We start from the raw sequence: 11,819 nt of genomic DNA, 5'->3' as shown, positions 1-11,819 counted from the left end.
GTGACCCGCCTCGCCGGCGGCCCCGGTCCGCCGCCGGCCGCGAAGGTACGTTGTCCGTCATGGCCACCCAGATCTTCACCCTGGTCGGCGTCCTCATCGGCGCCCTGACGTCCTACTTCGCCACGACGGTCGCCGAACGGGCCAAGTTCCGGAGGGAGATGGCCACACGCTGGGACGAGCGGAAGCTCGACACGTATATCGAGTACCTGACGTGCGTGAAGCAGATCCAGAGGGCAGCCATGGCTGCCGGGCGGGCTCGTGAACAGGGCGTGGACGCGTCTGAAGCGTTGGCAGCGATGGAGGAGAGCGAGAACAGAAGATCGATCCTCTTCGAGACCTTCGTCCTGCTGAGCAACGAGAAGGCCGCCACCGCCGCTCACACAGTCAACCAGCGGACCTGGGAGCTGCTGAGGACGGCCCGCACCCCCTCAAGCGGGACAGCCGAACTCCGCCCGATCCCCCTGGTGGAGGCCCTCAACGTGCTCCACGAGGCAGCGCGATCGGACCTGACGATATCGAGCGCTGTCTCCGTCCGGTGATGGCCCCTTGCGCACCACGACGCGCAGCGGCCCCCGACCGTCTCACCTGGTCAGGGGCCTTCTCGCACTGCGGTGGGTGTGGGATTTGAACCCACGGTGACTCGCGCCACGACGGTTTTCAAGACCGTTCCCTTAGGCCGCTCGGGCAACCCACCCCGCGTCGCCGTCGATCCCGTGATCCGGGTCCGCCTCGACGCGAAGGACAGCCTAGCCGGTCAGCTGTCGCCCTTGCGCTCGCCCAGGACGACGTCGACCGTCGACGTCTCGCTGCCGCGCTTGTACGTGAGGGTGACCTTGTCGCCGGGCTTGTGTGTCCAGATCTCGCCGATCAGGGTCGGCCCGCTCTCGACCACCGTGTCGTTGAACTTCGTGATCACGTCTCCGGCCTTCAGCCCAGCCTTGGCCGCGGGGCCGTCCGGGGTGACGGCCGGGGTGCCGTCCGCGCCCTTGTCCGAGATGACGGCGCCGCCGGACTTCTCCTCCATCGTCACCGTCGCGCCGATCACCGGGTACACCGGCTGGCCGGTCTTGATCAGTTGCTCGGCGACGTTCTTCGCCTGGTTGACGGGGATGGCGAAGCCCAGGCCGATGGAGCCCGCCTGGGACTGGCCCATGCCGCCGCCCCCGCTGGTGGACTGGATGGCCGAGTTGATGCCGATCACCGCGCCGCCCGCGTCCAGCAGCGGTCCGCCGGAGTTGCCCGGGTTGATCGAGGCGTCCGTCTGGAGGGCGCTCATGTACGAGTTCGCGCTGCTCGAACCGTCGCCGGAGGCGACCGGGCGGTTCTTCGCGCTGATGATGCCGGTGGTGACCGTGTTGGAGAGGCCGAACGGCGCGCCGATCGCGATGGTGGAATCGCCCACCGCGACCTCGTCCGAGTCGCCGAGGGGCAGCGGGGTCAGTCCGTCCGGGGCGTCCTTCAGCTTCAGCACCGCCACGTCGTAGCCCTCGGCCCGGCCCACGACCTCCGCTCCGTACTTCTTGCCGTCGGAGAACGTCGCCGTCAGCTGACCGCTGCGCGCCGCGGAGGCCACCACGTGGTTGTTCGTGAGGATGTGGCCCTCCTTGTCGTAGACGAAGCCCGTGCCCGTGCCGCCCTCGCCGTCGCCCGACTGGGCCTCGATGGTGACCACGCTGGGCAGCGCCTTCGCCGCGACCCCCGCGACCGTCCCGTCGGCGCGCTTGAGGTCCTTGGGGCTGTTGGACGCCGCGACGGTGGTCGAACCGGAGGATCCGGAGCCGTTGCTGTCGGCCGCCCAGTACCCGAGGGCCCCGCCGATGCCGCCCGCGACCAGGGCCGCCACGGCCACGGCCGCGACCAGGCCGCTCGCGCGGGATCTGCGCGGGGCCTTCGGCTCCGGGTGAACCGGTGCGCCCCAGGGGTGCGATCCGGCGTCCGCGTACGACGGGACCGGAGGCGGCGGAGGCGGCCAGGCGGCCGACGCGGCCGGGGGCTGCTGGGGCGGTGCGGGCGTCTGACCGGCCGGCCGGCCGTACGGGTCGGAGGACGGTGCCGGGCCGCCCTCCTGGTGTGCCGCGGGAACCCGGTCCGTCGGTTCGTCCCCCCGGGAGTCGGGGCCGGACGCGGGCAGGTCGCCTCCGGGCGGGGTGCCCTCAGGAGCGGCAGCCGGCACAGGAGGTACGGACGGAACAGACGGTGCGGCCGGAACCGCGTCGTTCTCGTTGCCCTCGTTCTCGGTGCTCACAGCTCTTTACTCCTCGGTTCCACTCGGCATTCGGCAAGAGATCCGCTGTGCACGTGTCTACGGTCAGCTTTTCCCACAGCACGTCAGGCCACTGTAAGCAAGACCTGTGCATCCGCACGCCAATCTTTACATCAGGCAAAACGGTCCACCCCGAGAAGGTGTCCGGGGCCGCCGCCTCGGTGACACCATGGCGCCGTGACCCACGCACGCCTACCCTCCACGCCCCGCCCTATCCAGGTCGTCGCCCACCGCGGAGCCTCCGACGACGCGCCCGAGCACACCCTGGCCGCCTACCGGAAGGCGATCGAGGACGGTGCCGACGCACTGGAGTGCGACGTACGCCTCACCGCCGACGGACAGCTGGTCTGTGTCCACGACCGCAGGGTGAACCGGACGTCCAACGGCCGGGGCGCCGTCTCCGCACTGGAGCTCGCCGATCTGGCCGCCCTTGACTTCGGCTCCTGGAAGGACCGTGAGGAGTCCCCGGACTGGGACCCGGTGCCCGGTGAGCTCACCTCCGTACTGACCCTGGAACGGCTCCTCGAACTCGTCTGCGAGGTGCGGGCGCAAGGGCGGCCGCTCGAACTCGCCATCGAGACCAAGCACCCCACCCGCTGGGCCGGGCAGGTCGAGGAACGCCTGCTCCACACGCTCAAGAGCTTCGGCCTGGCCGACCCGCCGGACGAGGGGGAGTCCCCGGTACGGGTCATGAGCTTCTCCTCACGCTCCCTCTACCGCGTCCGGGCGGCGGCTCCCACGATCCCCACCGTCTACCTGATGCAGTTCGTCTCCCCCCGGGTGCGCGACGGACGGCTGCCCGCCGGGGCGGGGATCGCCGGTCCCGGGATGCGGATCGTACGCAACCACCCGGGGCACATCGAACGACTGCGCAGCGCGGGGCACCGGGTGCACGTGTGGACGGTGAACGAACCGGAGGACGTCGAGCTGTGCGTGCGCCTCGGTGTGGACGCGATCATCACCAACCGTCCGAAGCAGGTTCTGTCACAACTAGGCCGCTCTTAATATCATTTGCGGGGGGTGCACCGGCGCATTCACTCCGCATTCGATCGTTACGAGTGCATCACTGACAGGGCATGGGCCGGTTTCCGGCTCGGCCCAGGGGGGCATCCAATCCGTGGCGTGGGGCAAAGGAGGTCTCGGGGGTGGCGTTTGTGATGGCACGAGAAGTGCCGACGTCGTCGAGCATGGCCGTACCCCACGGTCCTGCGGGCGTGGGGCAGGCGCGGCATCGTATGCGCGAGCAACTGCGCGGCAACGGGGTGCCGGACACGGTGGTCGACGACGCCGTACTGATCCTTTCCGAACTGCTCAGCAACGCCTGCCGGCACGGCAGGCCGCTGGAGCCGCTGGACCGCCAGGCGGGTGTGGGTGACGGCGGCGTCCGGGCCGCATGGCGCGTGGATCCGGCGGGAGAGCTGACCGTCGAGGTCACGGACGGCGGGGGCCCGACCAGGCCCGTCCCTTCCACACCGTCGGTGACCGCGCGGGGCGGCCGCGGGCTGAACATCATCAGCGCTCTGGCGCGGGAGTGGGGGGTCCGGGACGGCACCCGGGGCGAGGTCACGGTCTGGGCCCTGGTCTCCTCGGGCCACGGCCGCGCCTCGCAGGCGTTCACGCCCCGGGCCCCGGCCGCGGGGCGGCACGGATCACGCGGTCTGAGCACGGTGGGCAGCGCGCACGGGCTCGGCCCGCTGGGCGGGCTGGGGCCGTTGGAAGGGCTCGGCCCTCTGGACGGGCTGGGTTTCGCCGACGCGCTCGACGCCTTCGACGACGCGGGCTGAGGAACGACGCGGGCCGAGAGTGGTCGCGTCCGCCGGACGGTGCGACGGGCGGGCCCCGCTCCCCGACCGTACGCACAACGGGGTGGCGGCATGTGCGCCCCGGCGGTGACAGGGGCGGCTAGGCTCGCGGCCGAGACCGCACTGTCGCAATCGGGAGAACGCCCACCATGGCCAAGAAGCGCCCTCAGTCCAAGGCCGGGAAGCCGCAGCTCAAGGATGGTGAGATCCCGGTCGTCGGTGCCCGCGAGCCCTGCCCGTGCGGTTCGGGCCGCCGGTACAAGGCCTGTCACGGACGTGCCGCCGCCCAGGCCGTGACCGAGCTGGTCCACCGCCCGTTCGAGGGTCTGTCCGGCGAGTGCGACTGGATCGCGCTCCGTGAGCTGGTCCCCGCCGCCACGGTCGAGCTGACGCTCAAGGGCGGACTGCCCGAAGGCGTACCCTCCGTCACCCTCGCGACCGTCCTGCCGATGGCGTGGCCGGCCCTCCGCCGTGACGACGGTTCCGTCCTGCTCGCCCTGCAGAACGACACCCCGTCGGGCGACCTCAGCCGCGATCTCGCGGACACCCTCCAGCGGGCGCTGGAGGCGGAGCCCGGTTCGCCTGTCGCCGCCCGCCGCGTACCCGCCGACGGGCCGCGCCTCCAGGACCTCCTCGACCCAAAGGCCCCGTTCGAGCCGGTGGTCCACCCGGGCTTCGAATTCTGGGTGCCCGACTCGGAGAACGCCGCGCCCGAGGTCTCCGCCTCCCTGGAACGCGCCAACGCGGCGGCCATCCCGACCACGCTGCTGTCCGGCGTGGACGCCGCGTACTGGTGCGAGACACCGGAGAAGAACCACCTGCGCTGGGTGATGCCGTACCCCGAGGAGCAGCTTCTGGATGCTCTGGCCCGGCTGCACGCGGCCGGCGCCTCCTCGCTGGGCGACGACACCCGGCTCGTCGGTTCGTTCCGGGCGCACGGTTTGATGGTCCCGGTCTGGGACCTGCCGAGCTCCATGGGCGCCCAGGACTGCGAGAAGCCCGCCGCCCGGTTCGCGGAGCGGCTCGCCGAGGCCCTGGCGTCCGACGCGCCCCTCTCCGGCGAGGAGCGGCGCGCCCGCGGCGGCCTCACGAACCGTCAGGTGACGCTCAGCTGACACCGGCCCGTCGGTCGGAGCCGCCCCGGTGACACCTGTCACAGCACTCGTACTCGCCGGTAAATCACTGTCCGAATAGGCGAGATCGAATTTGCAAGCGGCAGATCTCTTGTTACGGTTCTGGAAGCCCGGTCGCTGGTGCATCCCCCGTCGCCAGCGACCGGGCGTCCGCGTTCCCGGAGACGGACGAGCACACGGCCCGGCACAGCGGCCGTGGAGCCGCTCTCACGGACCGTGCCCGCCGGACCCGCTCGCGGCGGACTCGGCGCCCCGCCGTCTCCGTCCCCGCCCCGCCTCCGTCCGGTCACCGGTCCGGTCCCGCACCGCGTACCCCGGACTCCGGTGCGGGCCTGCGCCGTCCCCCGGCGCCCCCGCCGTTCGCTTTCGGACAGAGATGGCACACGCACCACGGGCGGCACCCACCCTGAGGTGGGCACCGCCCGTGGTCCACGCGTCCGCACGCTGTGGCCGCGCGGAACGCGGTCAGTACGCCAGCCTGCTGCCTCCGCCCGGAGCGCCGGTGCTCGCCTCCACCAGCGCGTCCAGCACCGTCTCCACGTCCGGCAGCCAGGGCGCGCCGGGTCCGGCCGAAGGCTCCCGCTCCCAGCGCACCTGCCCGGTCCCCACCTCCGAGGGGGGCAGCACGAGATAGCCGCCCTCTCCGTGGAACCGCAGGGAGCTGGGCACCCAGTCCTTGGCGTGCAGGAGTTCACCGAGCCGTTCCAGGCCGTACGGGGCGACCAGCAGCGACCAGCGGGTGGGCGTCGCCACCACGGGGCCGAGCCGCAGCCCCATGCCGTCGAGCGCGACCAGCGCCCGGGCCCCCGCCACGGCCGGGAGGCTCAGCGCACACGGCGCCTGCCCTCCGGTGGCCAGGACGAGCGGGGCGGTGGGCCGGTTGGTCCACCACCAGCGCACCATGCGCGCGTCGGTGGTCGCCGCGAGGAGACCGGGATCGAAGGGGTGCGCGCCGGGTACCGCGCACTCGGGGTCCGGGCAGGCACAACCGCGCCCGCGTTCGCCGCGTGCCGTCGTGGCCGTCCCCACCCCCGGGACGAGGGGCCATCTCCAGACGGTGGCGCAGGTCAGCGCCGCGTCGAGACGGGCGGAACGTGCCGTGCGCCGGAGCCGGCGCCTGCGTCGCCTTCCGAGGATCTCGCGCATGAGCGCTCGTTCCTTTCCGTTGAACGCCGAGGACCACTTCGCACCGCGCACTCGTCGTACCGCGCGTGTGTCTCTTCACTGTGCGTACGTGGCCGTCGGAACTGAGGTACGGACACGTAATCGGTGCCGAGCGTGCGCCGAGTCGATCGAAGTGGAACCAAAACAGATCAGAGTGGAACCGAACAGAATGGTGCGGAGCCGAGTCCAGTCAAAACTTCGCGCGGGCGGCGTGCGCTTCGCGCGTGCCGCCTCTCGTGCAGTCCCGCCTCACGGGGCGGGGGTGCGGCCGTCACGGGTGAGGACGCCCGGGCTCGTTGTCGGGTTCCGGGGCAACGACAACTGCCCCTGGCCATCCACGATTACGTACCCCATGTGCCCGGGATGACGCTCCCCCGGACTCTCCGTCCCGAGGATGCCCCCTACCGAGCACGCCCAGTCGACCCCAAAAAGCCGCACGGGGGTGCATTTTTCGGCCAAGTTGGCCGCCTCCCGGACACCGCAGATACCCCAGGGACAATACTGGACATCACCTTACTTCTGCGTGTAGATGTGGTGGCGTGTACCTGTGGTTGCACGGAGAGCGGCGCAGCACGACATGGGGGTTTGCGATGCTGTTCGACAGAACGCACCGGTCGGAAAGCCGAATGCCATGAGCGCCCCGCACCTGCCAAAAGTGGCCGGAATCAATTCATCTATTCCTGTTTCAACGCATGCTCACGCGCCTCTGCCGGATGTTCCGGCCCCGCCCGACACCTTCCTCCAGGACCGGCTGGCCGGCTGGGTCTCCGACCTGACCACCCTGCACGAACTCACCGAGGCGCTGTCCGGGACCAGCACCCTGGACAGCGCCCTGCGTGAACTGCTGGACGCCGGAGCGTCCCTGGTGGGCGCCCCCCGCGGTCTCCTCATCCTCGAACCGGGCGACGGAGTGGGCCCCTCCCGTACCGTCGGTCTGGGGCTCACCCACGCGGAACTGGGACACATCGAGACCGTGCCGCGCGGCGCCACCGACCACGGCCGGTTCCTCGACGGCCTCCCCGGCACCGGCGGTCCGCAGGCCAGTCCCGACATCCTCGGCGACCCGGGCCTCGACCCCCGCTCCCGCGAGGTCGCCGTACGGGTCGGCTACGCCGCCAGTTACACCCTGCCGCTCACCACCGCGTCCACCGGCCGGCTCGGAGTGGCCGTCTGGCTCTACGACGAACCCGCGGAACCCCTCGAACGCCGACGCCACCTGGCCACGTTGTACGGGCGCTGCGCCGCCCAGCACCTGGACCGCCTGCTGGAACTGGAGCGGGCCAGGGCGGACGCCGCCGCACTCTCCGAGGAACTGCTGCCGGGCCGGCTCCCGCGGGCTCCCGGGGTCCGGCTGGCCGCCCGCCACCGGACCGGCCGTCGCGGCGGCGGCGACTGGTACGACGCCCTGCCGCTCCCGGACAACGCGCTGGGCCTCTCCGTCGGCTCGGTGAACGGTTCAGGGCCCCGCGCCCTGGCCGCCATGAGCCGGCTCCGCGCCGGTCTGCGGGCGTACGCGGTGATGGAGGGCGAGGACCCCGTCGCCGTACTGTCCGACCTCGAACTGCTGCTGCGGCTGACCGAACCGGCGAGTGCGGCCACCGCCCTCTACGCCTACTGCGAGCCCGACCAGCGCACGATCCTGCTGGCCGGCGCGGGCCACACCCCGCCGCTGGTCACCGGCGACCTGCGCACCGAGTTCGTGGAGACCTCGCTCTCCGCGCCGCTGGGCATGCTGTCGCGCTGGGAGGCGCCGAGTGTGGAGTTCAGCCCGCTGCCAGGCGAAACGGTGCTTCTCTACACGGACGGGCTCCTGCGGCGTACCGGAGAGCCGACGGACGGGGCGTTCGCCCGGCTCCTGACGGCGGCGGCCGGTGTACCCGGCGCCCTCCGCGACGACCCCGGGGCCGTCGCCGACCACGTCCTGCGGACGGTTCTGCCCGACGCCCCCGACGCGGGCGGCGGCCTTGAGGACGTCGTCGTCCTGGCCGTGCGCTTCGACTGACGGCACCCGCGGACCGGTAAGGGTCTTCCGGCCCTGGGCCCCCTTCCGTACGCCCGTACGATGGGGAGGGCCCAGTGTCGTATAAGGAGAGACAAATCGTGTCTGAGGAGCTCACCCCGGAGAACCCGGAGACAGCTGAAGCAGAGCCGATCAAGCAGCGGAAGAACGGCCTGTACCCGGGCATTTCCGATGAGCTCGCCGCGAGCATGAAGTCCGGCTGGGCCGACACCGAGCTGCACGGCCTGGAGCCGATCGCCCAGGCCGGGTACACCGCCGCACGTCGCGCCGCCCTTTCGGCGCGCTTCCCGGGCGAGCGCCTCGTCATCCCCGCGGGCAACCTGCGGACCCGCTCGAACGACACCGAGTACGCGTTCCGCGCGTCCACCGAGTACGCCTACCTCACCGGCGACCGGACCCAGGACGGCGTCCTGGTGCTCGAACCGGTCGAGGGCGGCCACGACGCGACGATCTACCTGCTGCCGCGCTCGAACCGCGAGGACGGCGAGTTCTGGCTCGACGGCCAGGGCGAGCTGTGGGTCGGCCGCCGCCACTCCCTCGGCGAGGCCGAGCAGCTGCTCGGCCTCCCGGCGAAGGACGTCCGCGAACTCCCGGCCGCCCTGGCCGAGTCCACCGGCCCGGTGCGCGCGGTCCGCGGGCACGACGCGGGTGTCGAGGCCGCGCTGACCGACAAGGTCACCGCGGAGCGCGACGAGGAGCTGCGCGTCTTCCTCTCCGAGGCCCGCCTGGTCAAGGACGCCTTCGAGATCTCCGAGCTGCGGAAGGCCTGCGACGCCACGGCGCGCGGCTTCGAGGACGTCGTGAAGGTCCTCGACAAGGCCGAGGCCACCAGCGAGCGTTACATCGAGGGCACCTTCTTCCTGCGCGCCCGGGTCGATGGCAACGACATCGGCTACGGCTCGATCTGCGCCGCCGGACCGCACGCGACCACCCTGCACTGGGTGCGCAACGACGGCCCGGTCCGCCCCGGGGAGCTGCTGCTGCTCGACGCGGGGGTGGAGACCGAGGAGCTGTACACCGCCGACGTGACGCGCACGCTGCCGATCAACGGTTCGTTCACCCCGCTCCAGCGGAAGATCTACGACGCCGTGTACGAGGCGCAGGAGGCGGGCATCGCGGCCGTGAAGCCCGGTGCCGCCTTCCGTGACTTCCACGACGCGGCGCAGCGGGTGCTCGCCGAGAAGCTGGTCGAGTGGGGCCTGCTGGGCGACCTGAGCGTGGAGAAGGTCCTGGAGCTCGGCCTCCAGCGCCGCTGGACGCTGCACGGCACCGGCCACATGCTCGGCATGGACGTCCACGACTGCGCTGCCGCCCGCACCGAGGCGTACGTCGACGGCATCCTGGAGCCCGGTGTCTGCCTCACGGTCGAGCCGGGACTGTACTTCCAGGCGGACGACCTGACCGTGCCGGAGGAGTACCGGGGCATCGGCGTACGGATCGAGGACGACATCCTCGTCACCGAGGACGGCAACCGGAACCTCTCGGACACGCTGCCGCGCCGGGCCGACGAGGTCGAGGCGTGGATGGCCGGCCTCAAGGGCTGAGGAAGGTCGGGAAGCCGGTCCGGAGGCACGCCCGGAAGGGCTGGCCGACGGCGCGGCGACCGCACCGCCCGCACGCCGGGGGCGCGTTGCTCAGGAGACCATGAGCAGCGCGCCCTCGCGCCATTTCAGGACCTTGTCGAAGCTCACCACGGCGCCCCGCCCCGGGCGGTTCCCGAAGTGGACGTGGTCGGCGAGCTCCTCGATCAGGCAGAGTCCCCGGCCGCTCTCGGCGAGGGCCCCCGGGTGCTCCCCCGGGACGACACCGAGAGCGACGCTCCCGGACCCCCCGGACGGCGGGTACGGTTCCGGCGGTTGGCCGGCGGACGGATGTGCGGCGGTGCGAAGCGTGCGCCGTACCGGGAAACCGGGGCCCGAGTCGGCGACTTCGATACGGCATTTCTCGCCGTCCAGATAGGCGGTGACCCGGTACTGCTCGTTGTCCTGTCCGGGCCGCTCGTCCACGGTGCGGCCGGGTCCGGTGTCACCGGTGTCCCCGGTGTCCGGCCGTCCGCCGTGCTCGACGGCGTTCGCACAGGCTTCGCTGAGCGCGACCGACAGGTCGAAGGAGATGTCCGGATCCACCCCCGCCGTCTCCATGGTGCCGAGGAGAAAACGACGGGCGAGCGGAACGCTCGCAGCTTCGCGCCGCAAATGGAGTGACCACCACATGCTCATGCTCAGCCTCCTGGCTGCGGCTCGACATACGGTTACGTATTGCCGGGTGTGGCGCCCGGTAAGCACCCGAGGGCTGTGACAGCGCTCATTCGGCGGACGCGCATACTCCGCGTTCCGGTGTATGGGCGTCCCGCTCTCCGGTGGCGCCTGTCCGATTCCCGTCCGTTTCCGGTCCCCCTCGACTCCGTTCCGCCGTCGCGCACGCCTCTGACCAGGCCCGGCGTGCCCCGGATCGGCCCTGATGGGGACAGACGGAATCTTCCGGACCTGCCGTACGGGAGCCAGGGGCGCAGTGCGATGATGTCCCGGCCATGTCTATGCCTGTCGCACGCGCCGGAGCCGGTCTGCGGCTCATGAGGACCGCGGTGTTCACCGCGGTCTGCGTCGCGCTGGCCGCGGCAGGACACAGCCTCGCCGCCGGTGCCGGTGTCCCGGGCTGGACGCTGGTGGTCGGATTCCTCGGAGTCTTCGCCGCCGTCGCGGTGCTCGCCGGGCGTGAGCGCCGCCTGCCCTCGATCGTCGCCGCGCTGGCCGCCGGACAGATCGCCCTGCACGCGCTGTTCGGGCTCGACCGCCACGCCCCGGTCCCGGCGGCGGCGTCCGGGGACGACCCGCTGGTCCGGTTCGCCGCGAGCCTGGTGTGCGGTGCGGGACCGGCGCAGCTGAGCGCCGGTGAGGCGCACCGCATCGTCACCACCGCGGGCATCGACCCGGCGGCCGTCGCACAGGGCCACACCCACCTGGCGTCCGCGGCGGCCACCGCCTCCGACGCCGCCTCCACGGGCGTCCCGGCGGTCATGGCGGCCCTGCTGCCGAGCCTGCCCATGTTCCTCGGGCACCTCCTCGCCGCGCTGGCCACCGGCTGGCTGCTGCGCCGCGGGGAGATCGCGGTCTTCCGGCTGGCCTCGCTCTCGGCCCACGGCGGACGGCAGCTCGCCGCCGGTGCCCGGCTCCGGGCGCTGCGCGCGGCCATGGCCCTGGTGCGCGCGCTGCGCGCCGGGCTTCCGGGGCGGCCCACGACCGGGCCGCGCCCGATCCGGATCGCGGTGGACGCCCCGGCGCCCGCGACCGGGGATCCTCTGCAGCATCTGGTGATCAGGCGCGGCCCGCCGCCCGTGTACGTACGCGCAGCCTGACGCGGCCACTCCGCCGGATTCCGGTGCGGAGGCGGTCGCGAGCCGTCGCGCACCCGCGCGCCGGACCACCTTCTTCCGTGAA

Annotated in this window: 10 protein-coding genes and 1 tRNA gene; 7 read left to right on the top strand and 4 right to left on the bottom strand. The window is 72.1% G+C overall.

Going from position 1 to position 11,819, the window contains the following annotated elements:
* Positions 1-59: 59 nt before the first annotated feature.
* Positions 60-539 carry a hypothetical protein gene (locus B9S64_RS16735; RefSeq protein ID WP_103492839.1) on the top strand — a complete coding sequence of 160 codons (480 nt, stop codon included), beginning with the start codon at positions 60-62 and terminating at the stop codon, positions 537-539.
* A gap of 70 nt (positions 540-609) precedes the next feature.
* Here B9S64_RS16735 and B9S64_RS16730 read toward each other — a convergent pair.
* Positions 610-694 (bottom strand) — tRNA-Ser (locus B9S64_RS16730).
* 60 nt (positions 695-754) lie between these two features.
* Complete coding sequence (locus tag B9S64_RS16725) at positions 755-2,245, bottom strand: S1C family serine protease (RefSeq protein ID WP_103492838.1); 1,491 nt, start codon at positions 2,243-2,245, stop codon at positions 755-757.
* Positions 2,246-2,440: 195 nt separating this feature from the next.
* On the opposite strand from B9S64_RS16725, the gene B9S64_RS16720 reads away from it, so the two are divergent.
* The 3 genes from B9S64_RS16720 (at position 2,441) to B9S64_RS16710 (ending at position 5,180) form a co-directional block, all read left to right on the top strand.
* Positions 2,441-3,268: a glycerophosphodiester phosphodiesterase gene (locus B9S64_RS16720; RefSeq protein ID WP_103492837.1), complete on the top strand. Its 828-nt coding sequence runs from the start codon at positions 2,441-2,443 to the stop codon at positions 3,266-3,268.
* Positions 3,269-3,339: 71 nt separating this feature from the next.
* Complete coding sequence (locus B9S64_RS16715; RefSeq protein ID WP_103492836.1) at positions 3,340-4,047, top strand: ATP-binding protein; 708 nt, start codon at positions 3,340-3,342, stop codon at positions 4,045-4,047.
* A gap of 167 nt (positions 4,048-4,214) precedes the next feature.
* The gene (locus tag B9S64_RS16710) at positions 4,215-5,180 is read left to right on the top strand and encodes a DUF5926 family protein (protein ID WP_103492835.1); all 966 of its coding nucleotides are present in this window, start codon (positions 4,215-4,217) and stop codon (positions 5,178-5,180) included.
* Between the two features lie 483 nt (positions 5,181-5,663).
* Here B9S64_RS16710 and B9S64_RS16705 read toward each other — a convergent pair whose 3' ends face one another.
* Positions 5,664-6,344: a bifunctional DNA primase/polymerase gene (locus B9S64_RS16705; protein ID WP_103492834.1), complete on the bottom strand. Its 681-nt coding sequence runs from the start codon at positions 6,342-6,344 to the stop codon at positions 5,664-5,666.
* 595 nt (positions 6,345-6,939) lie between these two features.
* On the opposite strand from B9S64_RS16705, the gene B9S64_RS16700 reads away from it, so the two are divergent.
* Both B9S64_RS16700 and B9S64_RS16695 read left to right on the top strand, forming a co-directional pair.
* Positions 6,940-8,364 (top strand): PP2C family protein-serine/threonine phosphatase, encoded by a 1,425-nt coding sequence (locus tag B9S64_RS16700; RefSeq protein WP_103492833.1) that lies wholly within the window; start codon positions 6,940-6,942, stop codon positions 8,362-8,364.
* 98 nt (positions 8,365-8,462) lie between these two features.
* The gene (locus B9S64_RS16695; RefSeq protein ID WP_103492832.1) at positions 8,463-9,926 is read left to right on the top strand and encodes an aminopeptidase P family protein; all 1,464 of its coding nucleotides are present in this window, start codon (positions 8,463-8,465) and stop codon (positions 9,924-9,926) included.
* A gap of 90 nt (positions 9,927-10,016) precedes the next feature.
* On the opposite strand, the gene B9S64_RS16690 is transcribed toward B9S64_RS16695, so the two are convergent.
* Positions 10,017-10,601, bottom strand: coding sequence for an ATP-binding protein (locus tag B9S64_RS16690; protein ID WP_103492831.1), 585 nt, complete (start codon positions 10,599-10,601; stop codon positions 10,017-10,019).
* A 311-nt stretch (positions 10,602-10,912) separates the two neighbouring features.
* On the opposite strand from B9S64_RS16690, the gene B9S64_RS16685 reads away from it, so the two are divergent.
* On the top strand, positions 10,913-11,737 hold the full coding sequence (locus tag B9S64_RS16685; protein ID WP_103492830.1) for a hypothetical protein: 825 nt from the start codon (positions 10,913-10,915) through the stop codon (positions 11,735-11,737).
* Positions 11,738-11,819 lie beyond the last annotated feature (82 nt).

Origin of the sequence: Streptomyces sp. SM18, from assembly GCF_002910775.2 — a bacterium.
In the GTDB taxonomy this organism is placed as follows: domain Bacteria; phylum Actinomycetota; class Actinomycetes; order Streptomycetales; family Streptomycetaceae; genus Streptomyces; species Streptomyces halstedii.
Note: the sequence above shows the minus strand (reverse complement) of the source record. Positions and strands in the feature narration are given on the sequence as shown.